Genomic DNA, 19,107 nt, shown 5'->3' with positions numbered 1-19,107 from the left:
AAAAAAGCAATAGTTATTATAATTTTATGTAAAAAACCTTGCATATATTCCTGATGGAAGTATTAAATCGCTATTTTCTATAGGAAGAGCTATCTCTCCGCTTTCAAAAAAACCATTATTTTTAATTTGAGTTTGTAAAATGTTTTTAAGAGATATATGAGAAAAACTTGCAGTATAGCAGTTAATTAAAAATAGAATAGGGGAGGGCGATAACAGTTTAACACATTCTTCTACTAATCTTGTTAAACTAGTTTCTATTTGCCAAAGCTCTCCGTTAGGACCTCTGCCGTATACTGGAGGATCCATTATAATGACATCATATTTTCTCTCTCTTCTCACTTCCCTTAAAACAAATTTAATAACATCTTCTATAATAAATCTTACTTTTTTATTTTGAAAATTATTAATTTCAATATTAGTTTTTGCATGCCCAACAATTTTTTTTGAAGCATCAACATGCACTATTTCATCGCAATCAGCATAAGCACAAGCAACAGTAGCACCACCTGTATATGCAAACAAATTCAATGCTTTTATTTCTTTGTTTTTATGAGTAGAAGATTTTTTTTCTTTTATTTTGTCTATTATAAATTGCCAATTAACGGCCTGCTCTGGGAAAAGACCTATATGTTTGAAGTTTGTAAACTCTATTTTGAATGATAAATCTTTGTATTTGATGATAAAGTTTTCTTTAGGAGTGTTAATATACTGCCAATATCCACCGCCTTTATCCGAGCGATGATATATAGCATCTAAATTATTCCATTTATTTAATTGTTTTTGCCAAATAATTTGAGAATCAGGACGAGATACTAAAAATCCTCCTATATTCTCAAATTTTTCGCCATTTCCAGCATCTAAAATTTTATAGTCTTTCCAATCTCTTGCTACAATCATACAATTATTTATTATTTTTGATTATAGTAAGTTACATCATTACGAACAACAACTATATCAACTCTTCTATTTAAAGCTCTTCCATCCGGTAAATCATTAGAAGCCACAGGTCTAGTGTCAGCATATCCAGCAACAGAATATTTATTTATGTCTAATTTACCAGTTTGGTCGCTTTCAAATATTTTTTCTAATACCACAATAGCCCTTGCAGTAGAAAGCCCCCAGTTGTTTCCAAATTTCTCTTCTGTAGTACTTCCTTCTAATATTGCACCAGAGTCTGTATGACCTTCTATTCTAATATCATTTGGTAATGTGCTAAGCACAGAAGCTATTTTAATAAAAGTTTCTGTATTGTTTTGGGTGTTTACTATGTTTGTGGAAGCTGATTCAAAATATTGATCTGCTCCTAATGTGATAACAAAACCTCTTTCATCTTCGGATACTCTTACTTTATTGTTTTTTATTTCAGATTCTAACACTGACACGGCTTTATCTACACTTCTACCCATAGAATAACCTCTATCCATAGCAGGTAAAGCATCTACATTAGCACCGCCAGCAACTAATTTACTCTGCGATAAAGTAACCCCTCCAGATAAATTACCGAAAGAACCCCGAAAAGCAGTAGCAAGCAGCTGCATAGTAGAATCACTAATAGATTCAGACATAGTAGAAAGTATTAATACGAAGAACGTAAGTACCAAAGTAACGAAATCCCCATATGTTTGAAGCCATAGAGGAGCGGAAGGTCCCGGTACTTGTGCTTTATCACCAACTTTTTTAGCTTTTTTACCAAATTTAATAGTAGCCATTATATATCCTTAAATTATTTATCTATCTCCAACCTGCTCATTAACTTTTTGACGTTGAGGAGGAGGTAAGAAAGATACTAATTTATCTTTAACAATTCTAGGGTTATCACCAGCCTGTATAGATAATATACCCTCAAGCATAATGCTCTGTACAATAGCCTCAGAAGCGTGTCTTGCAGCAAGTCTGCCTGCTATAGGCAAAGCAAAACCGTTAGCTATAACTGAACCGTAGTAAGTAGTAATAAGTGCCACCGCCATACCAGAACCGATGGCTTCAACACCGCCGCCGCCACCCAAGCTTCTAAGCATTATTACAAGTCCGATTAATGTACCAATCATACCCCAAGCAGGATATAATGAAGCAGCATCTTCAAATACCTTTCTTACTGTATCGTGTCTTGCTTCTACGTTATCTATTTCTGTATTCAAAATGTTTTTTACTAATTCTGGATCCGTTCCGTCTACTACAAGCTGCATACCTTTTTTAAGAAAAGAATCTGCCACTTCCTGTATATCATCTTCAAGTACAAGCAAACCTTCTCTTCTTGCCTTTTCAGAAAAACTTATTAAAGTAATAATGATTTGTGCTTCATCATAGTTAGGTTTATTTAAAAGAACTTTAATAGCTCTAGGTACACCCAATATAGTTCCTATGTCATTTGCAACGAAAAGAGAAGTAGTTCCTCCTAATCCTGTTACAACTGCAGAAGCAATGTCCACCATGTGTCCAACATTACCACCACCTGAAATTATACCAAATAAATTGATACCTATAACTAAGAAAAAACCTAAAGGTACTATAATATCCATATTTTTTACTCTCTAATATTTTATTTATTTTTTATTTTCTTTCTAATCTTCATTACCATAGAAAGAAGGTTTTTTAGTAGAATTTTCATTTACTATTCTAGTTCTATATTCCACTATTCTATTTAATACAGTTTCAAAGCTATCTTTAGTCAGCACTTTTCTTCCAGATAGCATAGTAATAACCAAATCAGGAGTTTCCTCCATAAACTCTATTTGATGTGGATTAATATATAAAACGCTTCCGTCAAATCTAGTTACATATATCATAATATCAGAAACTCCTAACCATTATATTATACTAAAAAAAAACAAAAAGTCTAATATTTTATTTATCTTTTAAGTGCTATAACCTCTTGAAGCAATTGATCAGCTGTAGTTATAGTTCTAGCATTAGCTTGGAAACCTCTTTGAGTTACTATCATATCAGTAAATTGTTCGCTCAAATCAACGTTAGACATCTCTAAAGTACCAGCTTTAATAGAACCTCTTCCTTCAGCAGCAGCAACCCCGATATTAGCAGCACCAGAGTTATTACTTTCTACAAATAAAGTATCTCCTGCTTTCTCTAAACCGCCGGCATTATTAAACTTAGCCAAAGCAACCTGTCCTAAAGTTTTTCTGTTACCATTTGTAAATACACCAGTAATCTGACCGCTGTCATCAAAGCTGAATCCTTCAAGCATACCCATAGTATAACCGTCTTGCTCTATAGCTTTAGTTGTAGAAGGTGATTCAAATTGTGTAATACCATTAAATAAACCAACTTCTCCTAAAGTAAGGTTAATAGTTTGATTTACTTCTCCGTCTGTACCTGTATATGTGAAAGATACATTAGGCATTAATACGCCTTCTGTTTGAGTGTTAGCACCATCACTTACAGAAATCAATGAACCAGCATCATTAAATACTAATTGGAAAGTATTGTTTCCGCCGCCTTCAACAGGGTCTCCTGCTGAAACACTTACGCTTCCTTCTGTTGCTTCTGGTACTTCTATTACCATATCCCATCTGTTAACATCTGTTCTATTGAATGTTGCTCTTAATTGACGAGGTATTCCTGTAGAATCATAAATAGTTAAATCTGCTTGGTGAGTGTCGCTATTTTTTTGTAGGTTACAGAAGAACTTAGTGTTTTGTGTAGCACGTGCTGGGTCTTTTGAACCTACTGGTATAATTAAATCTTCTACACCAGCAGCAGTGTTTAATTCCATCATTCCTGTTTCTGGGTTAAGTACTGCATTCCAACCTTGTACCTTATAACCATTAGAAGGATTAACTAAATAACCATCTTTATCTAAAGAGAAAGCACCATTTCTTGTATAATAAGAATTATTTCCTCTCTTTTCAATAAAAAAACCTTCTCCTTGAATGGCTAAATCTGTATTTACACCTGTAACTTGTAAAGCTCCTTGAGTATGTATTGTATCTATAGTAGCTACCTGCATACCAAGACCAACCTGCTGAGGATTGATACCGCCTCTATCTTCCTGCGGCTTAGCAGCTCCGCTCAAAGATTGGCTTATCATATCCTTGAAAGTTACTCTACCTTTTTTAAAACCGTATGTATTTACATTGGATATGTTATTACCAACAACATCCATTCTAGTTTGGTGATTCTGTAATCCAGATACACCTGCAAATAATGAACGCATCATAAGGCGAATTCCTCCATAAAAGTAATTTTTTTATATTTAATTAATTTGTGTTATATTCTTATAATTATTTTCGGTATAATTAAAATTTGCTTAATATTTTTTTATTATCATTTAATTTTAATAATATAAAAATGATAGTGAAAATTATTGTTTTTGTTGAATTGATAATAATTAGAAATAAAAATATTTATTTAGATTTTTTTGTAAAATTATTTTTTTAGTTTTTATATTAATATAAATAAAAAAGAGATGCTACATTTAGCAGCATCTCTTAAAAATAATACTTTTTCATAAACCTTTTATATAATTAATCATCAAATTGCTGTCCCATTAATTGTCCATTAGATGATATAAACATTTCCATCATATTGTTGAGTTTGATTTTGTAATTTCCCCACTCTTTCTCAACACTTACCATCATAGCCTGAGGATATGTTTTTTTCACTGTATTAGCAACCGCTTGAGGCAATACACTAAAAGGTACACCATTATATTCTCCGTCTATATTTATCCAGTCGCCGTTTGTTAAAAAATCTATACTAGCACCATTTGACAGCTCAACATCAAACTTAGCCCCATCTCTTTCTACTTTCCATATTTGAGCATTAGGATATATTTTTTTGATGAATGTTACTGCCTGATTCGGCAATGCTGAAGCGGGAACTATCATATCAGCAAATAAAATTGATGTAGAAAAAATTGTTAATACTATTAATGAAGATAATATTTTTTGGGGCTGTCCTAGATAACTAAAAAAGCTCCTTTCTTGCTATATTATATATAATTTCCAACTGTTTGTCAACTTTTGGATTATTAAATCTAAATTGACATTCTTTAATAAATAAGTGAAAATGTTCTTTTGGTATTCCATTAAATTTACGAAGATGTCTTTTCGCTTGATTCCAAAAATTTTCTATACCATTAATATGGTTCTTTTCTTCAGCAAACTTTTCACTATGATTAATTCTAAAGTGCTTGAATTCTGAGACATCTAAAACATCATAACTATGATAATAATCTGAATAAACTATACTATCAGGCTGTACTTTTTGCCTAATAATAGGCATTAATTTTAGTATTATTTATTATTTTTATATATACTTTTCCGCCTCTTTTTAATAAACCAAACACTGGTATTTTATATGCAAGCTCCTCTTCCTCTTTTTCCTTTTCTTTTACCTCCAAAATAACTTTACGAAGTACACCCTTGCGGTGCCATCAACTTCTATTTCTCCATTAAAAACTTCTTCTTCTTTTTCTTTCTCATATTCAAATATTAATTCTCTAAATATGATAATATAATACGCTGTTTTATTAATTCCAATAAGAGCAGAGGCAGTCCTTGCTGTAGTTCCTGCTGCAAAATGTTCTATTAATTTTAATTGTTTTTCTTTACTTAATTTACTACGTTTCATACTTTAATTTTAACAAATTTAAGTTATCTAGGACAGCCCCTATTTTTTTTATCATATTAAACTCCTGTATAAGTTACTACTGTTATATTTAATAGTAAATTACATTTATAAGCTTAATATAAACAAAAATTAAATTTATGTCAACATATTTTATGATTTTATTCTGTTAAATCTACTTCTATATTTGAAATTTTATTTATTATCTCATCATAACTCATCTTAGCAAGTGAACTATCACTTCCGCATGCTATATATAAATCATCAAATCTATTCATGCTTTTATCAACTAATACAGTAATTCTTTCATCTATTCCAAATGGGCATACTCCTCCAAAAGTAAAGCCTGTTAAGTTAAAAGTATCCTCAGCACTTGCAAAATTGGTTTTACATCCAAAATATTCTTTAGTCTTTTTTGAAGAAATTTTTTTATCTCCAGATGCTATAAGCATAAAAAAATCTTTTTTTACTGGTTTTAATAATATAGATTTAGCAACCTGTCCTTTTTCTATATTTAAAGATTTGGCAGCATCTTCAACTGTTTTTGTAGCTCCCTTCTCTTCAAATTCCTTATGCTCTATTCCTAATTCATTTAAAACTTTTAATACTTTTTCACTAATCATGAATATTCTCCATTATATTTAATTTTGTCTATGCTCTTTTAAAAATAATCCTATTCCAAATAAAATTACTATTATTCCTATAAACTGATTAATGCTGATACTCTCTTTTAATATAAAATATCCTAATATACAAGCTCCCACAGCTTCACCCAATATAGTCATAGATACAACACTAGCAGAAAACCATTTTAAAAGCCACATAAATACCACATGTCCAAGCATTGTAGAAACTAAAGTTAAACCTAATATATTAAGCCAAGTATATAATGGATATCCTGTAAGAGGTGTGTTGGTGAATATTACCACAAAAAATAAAAATACAGATGATGCCAAATATGTTAAACCTGTGTATGTAAGAGCGGATAATCTTTTTCTTATATATTGCCCAAGTAAAAAGTTAGCACTAATGAGTCCTGCTGATATAAATGCCAAAACATCTCCAATTAAGGCGGTAGTGCTTACTTGAAAATCTCCCCAGCCTATTATGATAGAGCCTATTATAGCTATAATAAAACCGAGTATTGCTAATTTTGTATATCTCTCTTTAAATATAAAATAACCTGCTACTATAGAAAATAAAGGTTGAAGTGTTACTATTACAGTAGAGCTTGCAACGGAGGTGTATTTTAAAGATTGAAACCATAGTGAATAATGCAATGCTAAAGCTATGCCTGATACTAATGATAATAGAAAATCTTTTTTGCTTATTTTTTTTAGCTCTTCTAAATTTTTTATTAGAAGTATAGGCAAAATTATTATAAATGAAAATAATAATCTATAAAATGCTGTTATTGAAGAGGGAGCATTAGCTAGTCTTACAAATATTGCTGACATTGATAATGCTGTTACTCCAATAAGTAAAAAGATGCTCTTTCCCATTACTATAAAAAATATATATATATTAATTTATTTTCTCAAAATTATAATATTTTTTTTGCATTTTTCAATAATCAAAATATTGTAAATTGTATTATTATTAGATTGATTTTTTTACTTTATAGTGTATGATTTATATATAAAAATTTGTTTAAGAGTAGAATTTGAAAGTTAGATTTTTAGGAAGCAGAGGTTCTATACCAACCCCCGGTACTAGTTTTAGTGAATACGGCGGCAACACGTCTTGCTTACAAGTTATTGATGATGAAGGCAATTATATTATACTTGATGCAGGAAGCGGAATAAAAAATCTTGGATATTATGCTCTTAAAAGCGAAAAAAAAGAAAGCATTATTTTATTAACGCATTTCCATTGGGATCATATAATAGGCATACCTTTTTTTGCACCGTTTTATTCTAATAAATATAGCTTTACAATTTATGGTCCTAAAGATAATCATGAAGAGATGTATGAAACAATTAATAATATATTAGCTAAAGATTATTTTCCTATTAATCTTGAGCAGTTTGCTGCTTCTATTAAATTTGAACCTTTCTATGAAGGAAAAAAAATAAATTACGGCAATATGATAGTAGAAGCCTTATGGGTTAATCACCCTTGCTATACTTTATCTTACAAAATAACTTCTAATGACAAAACTGTAGTTTATCTTACAGACCATGAACCTTATAAAAAACGTCTTCATATACAGCACCCATCATTAGATCATTATAATAATAATGCTAATTTGCTTCATGCAAGGCTTATAGATTATGTGAGAGGGGCTAATGTTTTAATTATAGAAGGGGAGTATACAAAAAGCGAATATATTAATGGTCATGTTGGCTGGGGGCATTCTACTTTAAATGATGCAATACAAGTTGGGCTTGATGCAGAAGTGCCTTATGTTATTATTCACCATCATAATCAAGACAGAACCGATGCACAAATAAAATTGATTTACAATAAACTTTTAGCTTTTTTAAGAAAAGAAGGCATAGATTTGCAATTAGCTTTTGCCAAAGAGGGTTCTTATATTATTATTTAAGTATATATAAAAGAAGCAAAAGAACTGCATTTTTATTATAAATTTTATAATTTAATTGTACATTAAAATGCACTCCCCCGCACGACTAAGAAGTTATAATTAAAGCATAGCATTACCGTGCGGCAAGGTGGTACAGCTCGTACGCGGGAAAAAGTTGAATAAAAACAAAGCGAATGCGGGAAAAAGTTAATAAAAAAACTCATATAATAAAATATAATTATTTATGTGTAAAAAGTTTTAGAGCAGAGTTACTGTAAATTAATCTATTCCTAGTATCTCAACACCATGTTTCTTAATTAAAACAGTATGTTCAAAATGAGCAGCAAAAGAGTAATCAGCAGTAGATATAGTCCAACCGTCATTTTCTATCACATATTTATCAGAGCCTTCAGCTATCATTAATTCTAATGCCAAAACCATATTCTCTTCTAGTTTTACATCATTATTTGGATGATAAAAATTAAATATATACGGAGCTTCATGATATTCATATCCAACACCATGCCCTGTAAGAGATTTTATTATACTATAACCATATTCATTTACTTTTTTTTCAACTTCTCTTCCATATATGCTCAAAAGTATATTTGGTCTTAATTTGCATATAGCATATTCTAAAGATTCTTTACAGGCTTTAATTAATTTATATGCTTTTTTATTACTTGAGTTTAATTGATTGCCTTTAACAACCATAGTTCTAGCACAGTCTGCATAATAGTCATTATATTTAACTCCTATATCAATACATATAATATCGCCTTGCACTAATATTTTTTTATTAGTTGGTCTTCCATGTGCTATTTCATTTCCTATAGATATGCTTGTAGAATAACCATATTCAGGCACTTCCAAATTGGCAGGATATGCTCCTTTGGATTTTATAAATTTCTCAACATCTTTATCTATTTTTGAAGCCCTTGTTCCTGATAGAGAATGTTTAAATGCTAAGTCTATAGCTTCATGTGCTATTTTTGCTGCTTTTTTAATATTTTCTATAGCTTTATCATCTTTAATAGAAGGCTTTACAATATCTGTTGTATTGTTTTTAATAAACATTATTTTTGCCTTACTATTTTAATGATTTAGGTGTGAATATTCTAAGCAGTATAACCAAAATAATAGCACCTAAAATTGAAGATGATAGATTAATATTAATATAGCTTACTATTTCAGTTAATCTCGGTAAATAATATGAACCAAGTAAAGCTCCAATAGTAGCTATTATAAACATCATAACCCATCCACCAAATACTTTTATATGCAAAATATTATAAAAAATTAGGCTTATTACTATCCCTATTAATATGAAAGCAGCTACTACTATCAAATATTCCATTTTTACCTCTTATTTATTTTGATATATATTTTTTTTAATATCAATTTGAAGAAAGCCCTATAAAGAAAGATTTTAATTGAGCTTCTTCATCTTGTATAGGTATAAATATAATATGAGAAACATTTTCTCTGTCTTTCTCATCAAATTTAATCTTTAATGATAATGATGAGAAAGGATCTGATACATATAATGTCTTTTTAGATGATAATATCTTTTTAAATAAAGCTTCATTTTCATCTATCTCTAGTTTATTTTTAGTATCTTCCGTAAGATTTTGAGAATCTGTTATTTTATATATACCGTTTTCATCTTTGGTAAGCATAGCAGAATGTAATACATTAAGTCCAGATTTTTCTTTTATCCAATATAGCATTTCATCTAAATTTTTATTTACAAACTTCTCGCCTTTAATTGCCTTAAGAATATTTTTCCAATTTGAAGTCATATTATCTCTTACTTTCTCTTCAGCTTTTTTATAATCATCAGGCATAGCAGGTCTTTTCTCTTCAGGGTCATATAATTCGCTGTCTATTAAATCTTCTGTATCAAATACATCATCTTCACTTGCTTTTTTTATTATTTCATCACTATCATAGTCATGTGATTTATCAAATTCATCTTTATGATCATCAAACAGAAAATCTTTATTAAGAGCAAGATTAAAAGAATCTAAAGAAGAGAAATAATCATCTTCCTTTTTACTAATTTCATCATCAATTATAGAACCGTGACTTATCAAAATATCCTCCTCATCATCAGAAATAATATCATCTATCCCTCTTATAATATCTTTATCATCATATTCATCATTATCTTCTAGTACATTATCTAATGTAGGTACATAATCTAATTCTTTATCTTCTTCAGATACTATATTATTATCTAAATTATCTATATTTGGTATCGGATTATAATCTTCATCAATATTGTCTATTTTAATAGCTTCATCATCAATACTCTCTTCTATGTTCTCCAAGTCTTCCACATTATCTAAGTTTAAACGCTCATCAGTGTTGTTTTCTATATCCTCAATATTGTCTATTTTAATAGCTTCATCATCAATACCATCTTCTATGTTTTCCAAGTCTTCAACATTATCTAAGTTTAAATGCTCATCAGTGTTGTTTTCTATATCATCAATATTATCTATTTTAATAGCTTCATCATTGATACTCTCTTCTATGTTTTCTAAATCCTCAATATTATCAATATTTAAATGCTCATCTTCATTATTATCTTCTTTTATATTATCTAATTTAATATCATCGTTGTCAATACTGTCTTCTATGTCTTGCAAATCTTCAATATCTAATAAATCTTCTTTGCTTATATTATTTACAGCATTTTCTATTTCATCTAAATCAGGTAATTCCAATTTACTTTTTCTATCAATATGTTTTTTATTTTTTGATTCTATATTATTTAAATATTCTATATCTTCATTTAATGTGTCTAAATCATAATTAAAATCATCAAGATTGTTATCATCATCAAAATTATTATACTCATCATCTTCTACAATATTATCATTATCTGAATATATACTATCATCTTCTATATCAGAAACATTTTGTGTTTGTAATTTTTTTCTTTCGTATAATACACTTGATATTAAAAATATTAATGAAGAAGAAAGTATAACAAGTAAAATATATTTTAAATATTTTTGTATTATAGGTACATCAAGTTCTAATATTCCAACATTAAAGTTATTTATATCTTTAACATTGCTTGAGTGTAATATATATGAATAAGCACCTATATTTATTAAACCAGGATTATTCATATATTGATATAATGCATCTCTTGAAATACTATTGATATTTATAGAAGGATTATAATATATTACCCCATTAGGTATAAGCAGGAAGTTTAAATTGTATGAAGTGTTTTCAAAAATCTTTTTAAATACGCTTGCTACAATATATCCAACTTCTAAACCTTTTTCATTTTTAATTGGTTTAACAAAATAAACTCCGTCAAAATCTTGATCGAAATAAGCTTTTTTATCATTTACTTTTAATGCATTAAGGTTTATGCTTTTTCTATTGTCTGGAGAAGAAAATACGGCACGTCCATCAGAAAAATAAAGACCTACAGTATCAAAAGCATAATTACCGCTTCTAAAAATAGATATAATTCTATTTTTTTCATCTTCATTCATTCCATTTAATACTACATTTTGAAGTAATGAAGGAAAGTTATAACTCTCTATTATTTTATCTAATCTATTATCATAATCATTTATAAGACTTAATATATTATTTTGACATATAAGAGATGTTCTATCAAGTTTTTTTGTATCTATATCAAAAGCATCTTTTTTTAATCCAAATACAAAAGTGATAAATAGAGCAATAATTATAGCATTAAGCAAAATAGCTATATATACAAAAATAGAAATATTATTATGTCTATCAAACATAAAAAAACCACCTATATTATTTTTTAGTTATACTTTTTCTAGCATCTTCTTCTGCTTTACTTATTATTGAAGATAACATCTTATCAAAAGCAGCAAATACATCTTCTGTTCTTTTAGTGTCTATATTATTTTTTATTTTTTCTGCAGTATTATTTTCTAGATTATTATATGAATTATATATTTCCATATTAATATTTTCTTTTACTTCTTCTACTGCCTCTTGTTTTTCTTCTGTTTTATCTGTATCTTCTACTTCACTTATTTTTTCTATTTCTAAATTAAAAGTATTTTCGTTATTATAATTATTATATGATAAATCACTTTTAATAATTTTTCTATCTCTTATATCTTCAGCATTATAATATTCATTATTACTATATTCGTCATTTAAAGAATAATATTCATTGTGCTTATCGTTTTCTATTTCTTGATATATATTTTCAGCTTCTTGATTAAAAGTGCGTATCTCTTCTAAAGTGCTTATCTCATCATTATATAAATTAGTATTATCGTTATTATTTTCTGTATTTTCTATTTCGTTATTATAATATTCTTCTTCATTGTTATTATATTTACTATACTCTTCTGTTTTATAAATCTCTTCTAATGTATTATTATATATATCATCATATTCTAATATTTCATCTTCTTCTGATATCTTTTGCTCTTCTACAAATTCTGTTAAATCTTCTTCTTTTTTATTTTTTTCGAATTCTCTATCAACTTCATTTTCTATATAGCTTAATGAATAAATATTATCAAGATTATCTTCTTCTATTATTGTACTGTTATCTTTTATTTCTTCTGTTTTTTCTTCTATTATTAATTTTTCTACTGTTTCTTCTGTTTCTGCTATTGCTGTATTATTATTCATATCTTCATTTTTATCAGGATTATATTTATTGAACTTTATCATATTTACAATATTTGATATATCTTTTGCAATATTAAACTTGTCTTCTTTTTTTTCTTTTTTATTATTCTCAAAATATTTTTCTGGTATTTTATAATGCAATCTTTCTATTATTGGAGGCATATCATCTATTACGGTAGATTTTGGTATATCTGCCTTTACTAAACTTTCATCTATAAACAATTCATTTTCACCTTTCACACTCTCTAAAAAATCTCTATTAGTTTTAATTTGCATTAAATATTTAAAGAAATTAATTATTCCGCTTAATATTAGTTGGAATAATAATATAAGTAAAGCAGTAGCAGCTAATACTATTAATTCAAAATAATTAGGATATTCTTTTCCTATCATAGATACAGATAATGAATCATTAACTATAAAACTAGGTTGTTTTTTATAATAAGCAAATCTATTAATAACACTAGATACTTTTTCTATAGATTTCTCTCCCACAGATTCTCTCACATTATAAACCAAATCTCTAGAATCGCTTATATAAAGTCTTTTATCTGCCACTTGATAATACATAGCTATATCAGATACATAAGAATAATCATTTCTTGTAGTAACAATAATTTCACCATGTTTATTTTTAATATATTCCATTATATAGAATGCATTTTCATTTTCAGCATTTAATACTAAAGAGCCTTTATTTTTTATTTCTTTTAATAAATTATCTTGTAATTCTATAGGCCAAGATTTATGATTAGCCGAATATAGATTGAGCCTCATTTTACCGTCTATAGAAAAAACTGTCATGCTTCTTAAATAAGGATTTTCTAAAGTCATTTTATAATAATCATTTTTATATTTTTCTAATTCCGCTTTTGAATAATTTTTATATGGGTTATAATCTTTTAATATATCAGCAGTTTGATACATACTATATCCTACATAATCTGATATAGATTGAGTTATTAAATTTACCTGATATTCTGATACTGTATTTCTCTTTATTTTTAAGTTTGTAGCAAATTTATCCATCATCTGCATCATCATATCTAAATAATCATTAATTAATACAGATACTTTACTATTTTGAGGCAATATTGTATTGCTTGCAACTCTTGCAAACATAGCGACTATAAAAATCATTAAAAATGATATCATCAAACTAAGAATTGTTTTAATAATTTTTTGCTTTTTATCATTATTCATAACTCTAAACCCTTGTATCTACTATAGCTATATCTTTTTTACTATTATTGTATTTTTATCGGATAAAGAGTTTTTTACTTGAAAATTTTATTTTAAAAGGATATAGGCAATATTTTTTATATTTTCATATGAATTTATGTTTTTTTATTAAAATAAAATTTTATTTTAAAATATGTGTATAATAGTTAAACAAAAAATCTCTATATTAGTACTTGATTAAATTAGTATATTGTGATAAAATATAAATTCTATGAAATGTATTTAGTTAAATTAATATAAATTTTTTTAGGAGAAAAACCAATGGAGCAACAGATTAGATTAGTAGAAGCAAAACATAAAAAAGAAGCTATTTTACCTTTTGAAATAGGTGATACAGTAAAAGTATGGGTAAAAATAATAGAAGGTGACAGAGAAAGATTACAAGCATTTGAAGGTGTTGTTATTTCAATGCGTGGTAAAGGCATAAATAAAAGTTTTATAGTTAGAAAAATATCTTATGGTGTAGGCGTTGAGAGGATATTTTTAGTAAACTCTCCTAGAATAGACCATATTGATATTATAAGAAAGGCTAAAGTAAGAAGAGCTAAACTTTATTATTTAAGAGATAAAGTAGGTAAAAAAGCTCGCTTAGTAGAAAGACTTGGTGTAAAAATACCTAAGCATTCAGATTTATTAAAGTCTGAAGAGTCTCCAAAAGAAGAACAATCAGCAGAAGAAACAACAACAACAGAAAATAATCAATAAATTATAATAATTTTATATTTTTAAGGATAAATCTTTATGGGCTATAAGATTGTTGCCAAAGAACAATGGTCAGACAAAGTTTTTATGATGAAAATTGTAGCTCCAGATATAGCTAAACATCGTAAAGCAGGTAATTTTATTATTTTTAGATTAGATGAGTTAGGAGAGAGAGTGCCTCTTACTATAGCTGATGCTGACCCTGAAGCAGGAACAATTACCATAGTAACTCAAAGTATTGGTTATTCTACAACTAAATTAATGGGACTTAAAGTTGGCGATGAGATAATGGACGTTATAGGACCATTGGGACAGCCTACTCATATTGAAAAGCAAGATGGTATTATACTTGGTGTTGGAGGAGGTGTCGGCATAGCTCCTTTGCATCCTATAGTACAGGCCCATCATAATGCTGGTAATAAGGTTATATCAATATTAGGTGCTAGAGATAAATCGCTTATCATTATGGAAGATATGATGAAAAAAGTATCTGATGAACTATTAATTTGTACTGATAATGGAAGTTATGGTGAGAAGGGTTTAGTTACAGATATGATTAAAAAGATATATGATAGGGGGGAGAAAATTTCTGAGGTTATAGCTATTGGTCCTGCTATTATGATGAAATTTGTTTGTAAGCTTACTAAAGAATATAATCTGCCTACTACTGTTAGTTTGAACCCTATTATGATTGATGGTACAGGTATGTGCGGTTGCTGTAGAGTATTAGTTGGTACTCAAACTAAATTTGCTTGTGTTGAAGGTCCTGAATTTGATGGTCATTTAGTTGATTTTGACTTACTAATGAAAAGACAGGCTATGTATAAAAAAGAAGAGCATGAATGTAATTTAAAATTGGCTAATTAATGGTATTTTAAGTATCTATTAATAAAAATAAGAGTTATAATCTATTTAAGGTTATAGCTCTTTTTTAATCTTTAAGGAGTATAATTTGAAATTACCTGTAGATTATAGTTTGGGAGGTTTTGAATTAAAAAAATTTGAATGGGACACTACAAATGTAAATGTTGTTGTTAATATAAAAAATAATGCCCCAATAAAAATGATTTTAGAAGATTTTGAATGTAATCTTATTAACAGCAGAAATGAAAAGTTTGCCTATTGTGTTTCGGAAAATATATCTATTAAATCTCGTTCATCATCAAGTGTTAATATCAATGTTGTGTTTTATAATAAAGAAACTTCTAATTTAATATCAGATTTTTTTAATTTTAAAAAATCTAAGTTTAAGATATATATTGTTAATGGTAAATTAAAACTATTTGCTATATTTCCAATTACAATTAATCTTTCAAATAAAACAAGAACTTATAATATATTAGATATTTTAAAATTATTAATGAAGTAAATTTATTTTGTACTCATTATATTTCTTAAGGCAGCAGCTCTCATCTCAGAATATTTCTTATACTTTTTTTTGCTATGAAACATTGCTTTTAAATGATTATTTTTAGTAATAAACATCATATAAGATAAAGTATCTAAATCTATATCATCAATAATATTGCAATCTAAACCAACTCTAAGCCATAAATTATGCTTTATAAACTCCATATAATTCATAACTCTAGCATTTGATAGTAAAGACTTACTCCTATAAACTTTATCTTCTATGTTTAGCCTATACATATTTTTTATTTTTAACCGCATTTTTTTTTCTTTATCTAGAATATAATTTACGATTTCAAGCATATTATTTAAAACATCTCTCTCAGAAATACCCATCATAGTTCTGTTTGTTATATTAAGTACAGGCATAGTTCTTCCTGCCCTAATTGATATATCAAAACCTTTTTTTGATGCTTTATTAATAAAATATTCTATATTATCTGGGGTTTTCCATATTAAAGCGGGTATTGCCATAGATACTGTTACATTCATTGCGATACCTATTTTTTCTGGAGAGCTAGTTAAATATCCAAATTTTTTATTAAAAGCAAAATCTATTTTTTTATCCAACATGCTCTCTATTTTATAAGCCCTATTAAAACATTCTTCTATTTCTAAGCCTCTAGCTATAGTTTGTATCTCGCAATGTTCATTAGAATTTATTAAGATAGATGTTTCCTCATCTTCATCCATATAAAGTGAAGCATTTAGCAGATTTCTTTTATTTGGTATTGTTAGGTTTTCTTTTAAAAGCTTAATTTCTAATGGAGCAATCTCTCTTAACTTTATTTTTTCAAGATAAATATCTAATATTCTAAGTTCTTCTATTTCTTTTGTTAGAATGCTGTCGATTTTTTCTATATCATCTTTATCTATATGATTATAGAATCTAATATTGTCTATATTTCTATATATGGATACTTTAGAATATAATATTATATTATCTTCTAAGCCTTTTTTATATATCCATTTAGCAATATTATCTGCGGACATCTTTATTTTCACTTAAAGTTTCTTTTATATTCAAAGTTTGTTTAAGGTTTTCTATTTTATTTTTAATAATAGAAGCTTCTTCATAGTTTTCTATTTTGATGAGCATGTCCATAGTAGCTTCATATTGTTTAATTTTTTCTTCTATATCTCTATTAGTGAGGTTTTTATTAGCAACTCTTCCTAAATGTTTGTTGTATGTATGTATTTTTCTTACATGTTTAGCTATACTTTCAGAGAAGTTCTCATAACATTTAGGACAAGATATTATACCTGTTTTTTTAAACTCTCTTAAAGAATAACCGCAAGAAGGACATATTTTATCTTTTAGTTTAGGTCTTTTTACACTTTTCTTTTTTAAATTAACAACTGGTTTAGATTCTGGAAATATTGTATGCAAATTATCAAATTCAAGTTCTATGCATTTTTCCATTATATTCATTTTTTTCTCGCATTCTTCACAGATATGCATTTCATATTTTTTATTACCTATAGATTCTTTTATATGTAAAACAGCAAGATTCTTGCCACAAATATTACAACTCAAGATGCTACCCCTAAAATTATTATAGTAAAATTTTACCATTTAACAAAAAAAATTGCAAATATATAAACAGAAAATGAATTTTTTTTTCGCAAATATTTGAATATTTTTTTTAATTTATTAAATTTCCAATTAAAGTATGATTTTTTATTTCTGTTATTTCACAGTAATAAATATCGCCCATATTAAGTTCTTTTTCTTTTTTTATTAACACAATTCTATTTTCTTTGCTTCTGCATAAATAATGCATATTATCTTTGGCAATATCATCTATCATTATATAAGCTTTTTTTCCAACCTGTTTTGAGAGTAATTTTTGTGCTAATTCTCTTTGAAAATTAACTATTTGAGTAAGTCTTCTTGCCCCTGCTGCCTTATCATATTGAACTTTCTTTTTGTATGCAATAGAGCCTTCTCTCTCAGAATATTTATATAAATAAGCCTCTTCAAAACCAATGCTTTCAAGTAAATCTAATGTTTCCTTATATTCTTCTTCAGTTTCATCTGCATAACCAACTATAATATCTGTAGAAATAGGAAAGTCATCAGCATGCTCTCTTAAAAATGATACTTTTTTAATATATTCTTCTTTTGTGTATTTTCTATTCATTAAAGATAATATTCTATCCGAACCGCTTTGAAAAGGCAGATGTATATGCTTACATAAACTGTTTAAACTCCATATAGCATCAGCTAATTTCTTATCAAAATCTTTAGGGTGAGAAGTTAAAAACCTTATCCACACCTTATCTTTTGCTTTTTCTTCTATAACCTTATCTATCTTGTATAATAACTCTGTAAAGTTTATTTCATTATCAATATCAAGCCCATAAGAATTAACATTCTGCCCCAGAAGAGTAATCTCTTTAGCTCCTTCGTCAATGAGTCTTTTTACTTCATCTAATATCTCGCTAGATTTCCTGCTAATCATCTTTCCTCTAGTGTGAGGTACTATGCAGTATGTACACCAGTTGTTACATCCATGAGTGATTGGTATGAATGCCTTATGCGGTTTATCTTCATCAACATAAGACTTATTAAATATATAATTATCATTAAACTTCCTTACAAAAACCTCTTCATCTTTTAAGTAGTCTATAATATTAACTTCATTGTATACATCAAATATCTTATCAACCCCCAAACTCTCTAAATGCTCTTTAGAAGTTTGAGCCATACAACCCATAATGATGATTTTTGTGTCTTTTTTGTTTTTCTTTCTATTAGCATTAAATAGCTTTACTCTTGAAAAAACTCTCTCTTCAGCATGTGCTCTTACACTGCATGTATTTATTATAATATTATCAGCATTTTCATGATTTTCTGTTTGTATAAATCCTTCTTGCATAAGTGAGTTTATTAAACTATTTGAATCTGCTTTATTCATTTGGCAGCCGTAATTTTCTAAGTAAAAATTTTTCATATTCTATTCTTTATTTGTTTTTGGTAT

General features: G+C 27.7%; 19 protein-coding genes and 1 pseudogene. 4 read left to right on the top strand and 16 right to left on the bottom strand.

Annotated features, from left to right (window positions below; all coding sequences use genetic code 11):
- Nucleotides 1-24 precede the first annotated feature (24 nt).
- The 9 genes and pseudogenes from EPJ72_RS10945 to EPJ72_RS10905 all read right to left on the bottom strand — a co-directional run bounded on the left by EPJ72_RS10945 (nt 25) and on the right by EPJ72_RS10905 (nt 7,088).
- Complete coding sequence (locus EPJ72_RS10945; RefSeq protein WP_147732178.1) at nt 25-897, bottom strand: class I SAM-dependent methyltransferase; 873 nt, start codon at nt 895-897, stop codon at nt 25-27.
- An 11-nt stretch (nt 898-908) separates the two neighbouring features.
- Nucleotides 909-1,709: an OmpA family protein gene (locus EPJ72_RS10940; protein ID WP_147732177.1), complete on the bottom strand. Its 801-nt coding sequence runs from the start codon at nt 1,707-1,709 to the stop codon at nt 909-911.
- Nucleotides 1,710-1,727: 18 nt separating this feature from the next.
- Nucleotides 1,728-2,519: a motility protein A gene (locus EPJ72_RS10935; RefSeq protein ID WP_147732176.1), complete on the bottom strand. Its 792-nt coding sequence runs from the start codon at nt 2,517-2,519 to the stop codon at nt 1,728-1,730.
- Between the two features lie 42 nt (nt 2,520-2,561).
- Complete coding sequence (locus EPJ72_RS10930) at nt 2,562-2,786, bottom strand: flagellar FlbD family protein (RefSeq protein ID WP_147732175.1); 225 nt, start codon at nt 2,784-2,786, stop codon at nt 2,562-2,564.
- Between the two features lie 62 nt (nt 2,787-2,848).
- Nucleotides 2,849-4,174, bottom strand: coding sequence for a flagellar hook protein FlgE (gene flgE, locus EPJ72_RS10925; RefSeq protein WP_147732174.1), 1,326 nt, complete (start codon nt 4,172-4,174; stop codon nt 2,849-2,851).
- A gap of 307 nt (nt 4,175-4,481) precedes the next feature.
- Nucleotides 4,482-4,844, bottom strand: a complete 363-nt coding sequence (locus EPJ72_RS10920; RefSeq protein WP_242005003.1) for a PepSY-like domain-containing protein — start codon at nt 4,842-4,844, stop codon at nt 4,482-4,484.
- Nucleotides 4,845-4,923: 79 nt separating this feature from the next.
- A pseudogene (locus EPJ72_RS10915) lies at nt 4,924-5,589 on the bottom strand (IS1595 family transposase).
- A gap of 158 nt (nt 5,590-5,747) precedes the next feature.
- The gene (locus EPJ72_RS10910; RefSeq protein ID WP_147732172.1) at nt 5,748-6,209 is read right to left on the bottom strand and encodes a YbaK/EbsC family protein; all 462 of its coding nucleotides are present in this window, start codon (nt 6,207-6,209) and stop codon (nt 5,748-5,750) included.
- Nucleotides 6,210-6,227: 18 nt separating this feature from the next.
- On the bottom strand, nt 6,228-7,088 hold the full coding sequence (locus EPJ72_RS10905; RefSeq protein WP_147732171.1) for a DMT family transporter: 861 nt from the start codon (nt 7,086-7,088) through the stop codon (nt 6,228-6,230).
- A 161-nt stretch (nt 7,089-7,249) separates the two neighbouring features.
- On the opposite strand from EPJ72_RS10905, the gene EPJ72_RS10900 reads away from it, so the two are divergent.
- Nucleotides 7,250-8,134 carry an MBL fold metallo-hydrolase gene (locus EPJ72_RS10900; protein WP_147732170.1) on the top strand — a complete coding sequence of 295 codons (885 nt, stop codon included), beginning with the start codon at nt 7,250-7,252 and terminating at the stop codon, nt 8,132-8,134.
- Between the two features lie 258 nt (nt 8,135-8,392).
- Here EPJ72_RS10900 and map read toward each other — a convergent pair whose 3' ends face one another.
- The 4 genes from map to EPJ72_RS10880 are packed head-to-tail and all read right to left on the bottom strand — an operon-like array spanning nt 8,393 to nt 13,972.
- Nucleotides 8,393-9,190 carry a type I methionyl aminopeptidase gene (map, locus tag EPJ72_RS10895; RefSeq protein WP_147732169.1) on the bottom strand — a complete coding sequence of 266 codons (798 nt, stop codon included), beginning with the start codon at nt 9,188-9,190 and terminating at the stop codon, nt 8,393-8,395.
- A 13-nt stretch (nt 9,191-9,203) separates the two neighbouring features.
- A complete protein-coding gene (locus EPJ72_RS10890; protein ID WP_147732168.1) occupies nt 9,204-9,470 on the bottom strand; it encodes a hypothetical protein in 267 nt (88 codons plus the stop codon).
- Nucleotides 9,471-9,510: 40 nt separating this feature from the next.
- Nucleotides 9,511-11,895 carry an AAA family ATPase gene (locus EPJ72_RS10885; protein WP_147732167.1) on the bottom strand — a complete coding sequence of 795 codons (2,385 nt, stop codon included), beginning with the start codon at nt 11,893-11,895 and terminating at the stop codon, nt 9,511-9,513.
- A gap of 16 nt (nt 11,896-11,911) precedes the next feature.
- Nucleotides 11,912-13,972, bottom strand: a complete 2,061-nt coding sequence (locus EPJ72_RS10880; protein ID WP_147732166.1) for a hypothetical protein — start codon at nt 13,970-13,972, stop codon at nt 11,912-11,914.
- A gap of 300 nt (nt 13,973-14,272) precedes the next feature.
- Between EPJ72_RS10880 and rplS the strand changes: the two genes are divergently transcribed.
- The 3 genes from rplS to EPJ72_RS10865 all read left to right on the top strand — a co-directional run bounded on the left by rplS (nt 14,273) and on the right by EPJ72_RS10865 (nt 16,082).
- Nucleotides 14,273-14,716, top strand: coding sequence for a 50S ribosomal protein L19 (gene rplS, locus EPJ72_RS10875; protein WP_147732165.1), 444 nt, complete (start codon nt 14,273-14,275; stop codon nt 14,714-14,716).
- Nucleotides 14,717-14,752: 36 nt separating this feature from the next.
- Nucleotides 14,753-15,580: a sulfide/dihydroorotate dehydrogenase-like FAD/NAD-binding protein gene (locus tag EPJ72_RS10870; RefSeq protein ID WP_147732164.1), complete on the top strand. Its 828-nt coding sequence runs from the start codon at nt 14,753-14,755 to the stop codon at nt 15,578-15,580.
- An 85-nt stretch (nt 15,581-15,665) separates the two neighbouring features.
- Nucleotides 15,666-16,082 (top strand): hypothetical protein, encoded by a 417-nt coding sequence (locus EPJ72_RS10865; protein ID WP_147732163.1) that lies wholly within the window; start codon nt 15,666-15,668, stop codon nt 16,080-16,082.
- 2 nt (nt 16,083-16,084) lie between these two features.
- On the opposite strand, the gene EPJ72_RS10860 is transcribed toward EPJ72_RS10865, so the two are convergent.
- From EPJ72_RS10860 to miaB, 3 genes are all read right to left on the bottom strand, one after another.
- A complete protein-coding gene (locus tag EPJ72_RS10860) occupies nt 16,085-17,116 on the bottom strand; it encodes a guanido phosphotransferase (RefSeq protein ID WP_147732162.1) in 1,032 nt (343 codons plus the stop codon).
- The gene (locus tag EPJ72_RS10855) at nt 17,103-17,660 is read right to left on the bottom strand and encodes a UvrB/UvrC motif-containing protein (protein ID WP_147732161.1); all 558 of its coding nucleotides are present in this window, start codon (nt 17,658-17,660) and stop codon (nt 17,103-17,105) included. The genes EPJ72_RS10860 and EPJ72_RS10855 overlap by 14 nt, the downstream gene beginning before the upstream one ends.
- Nucleotides 17,661-17,769: 109 nt before the next feature.
- Nucleotides 17,770-19,080, bottom strand: a complete 1,311-nt coding sequence (gene miaB, locus EPJ72_RS10850) for a tRNA (N6-isopentenyl adenosine(37)-C2)-methylthiotransferase MiaB (RefSeq protein WP_147732160.1) — start codon at nt 19,078-19,080, stop codon at nt 17,770-17,772.
- Between the last annotated feature and the right edge of the window lie 27 nt (nt 19,081-19,107).

It is taken from the genome of Brachyspira pilosicoli (genome assembly GCF_008016535.1).
GTDB classification, from domain to species: domain Bacteria; phylum Spirochaetota; class Brachyspiria; order Brachyspirales; family Brachyspiraceae; genus Brachyspira; species Brachyspira pilosicoli_A.
Note: the sequence above shows the minus strand (reverse complement) of the source record. Positions and strands in the feature narration are given on the sequence as shown.

Coding starts and splice junctions, on each gene's coding strand:
- EPJ72_RS10945 (WP_147732178.1), bottom strand. CDS start 897: ATGATTGTAGCAAGAGATTGGAAAGACTATAAAATTTTAGATGCTGGA.
- EPJ72_RS10940 (WP_147732177.1), bottom strand. CDS start 1,709: ATGGCTACTATTAAATTTGGTAAAAAAGCTAAAAAAGTTGGTGATAAA.
- EPJ72_RS10935 (WP_147732176.1), bottom strand. CDS start 2,519: ATGGATATTATAGTACCTTTAGGTTTTTTCTTAGTTATAGGTATCAAT.
- EPJ72_RS10930 (WP_147732175.1), bottom strand. CDS start 2,786: ATGATATATGTAACTAGATTTGACGGAAGCGTTTTATATATTAATCCA.
- flgE (WP_147732174.1), bottom strand. CDS start 4,174: ATGATGCGTTCATTATTTGCAGGTGTATCTGGATTACAGAATCACCAA.
- EPJ72_RS10920 (WP_242005003.1), bottom strand. CDS start 4,844: ATGATAGTTCCCGCTTCAGCATTGCCGAATCAGGCAGTAACATTCATC.
- EPJ72_RS10910 (WP_147732172.1), bottom strand. CDS start 6,209: ATGATTAGTGAAAAAGTATTAAAAGTTTTAAATGAATTAGGAATAGAG.
- EPJ72_RS10905 (WP_147732171.1), bottom strand. CDS start 7,088: ATGGGAAAGAGCATCTTTTTACTTATTGGAGTAACAGCATTATCAATG.
- map (WP_147732169.1), bottom strand. CDS start 9,190: ATGTTTATTAAAAACAATACAACAGATATTGTAAAGCCTTCTATTAAA.
- EPJ72_RS10890 (WP_147732168.1), bottom strand. CDS start 9,470: ATGGAATATTTGATAGTAGTAGCTGCTTTCATATTAATAGGGATAGTA.
- EPJ72_RS10885 (WP_147732167.1), bottom strand. CDS start 11,895: ATGTTTGATAGACATAATAATATTTCTATTTTTGTATATATAGCTATT.
- EPJ72_RS10880 (WP_147732166.1), bottom strand. CDS start 13,972: ATGAATAATGATAAAAAGCAAAAAATTATTAAAACAATTCTTAGTTTG.
- rplS (WP_147732165.1), top strand. CDS start 14,273: ATGGAGCAACAGATTAGATTAGTAGAAGCAAAACATAAAAAAGAAGCT.
- EPJ72_RS10870 (WP_147732164.1), top strand. CDS start 14,753: ATGGGCTATAAGATTGTTGCCAAAGAACAATGGTCAGACAAAGTTTTT.
- EPJ72_RS10860 (WP_147732162.1), bottom strand. CDS start 17,116: ATGTCCGCAGATAATATTGCTAAATGGATATATAAAAAAGGCTTAGAA.
- miaB (WP_147732160.1), bottom strand. CDS start 19,080: ATGAAAAATTTTTACTTAGAAAATTACGGCTGCCAAATGAATAAAGCA.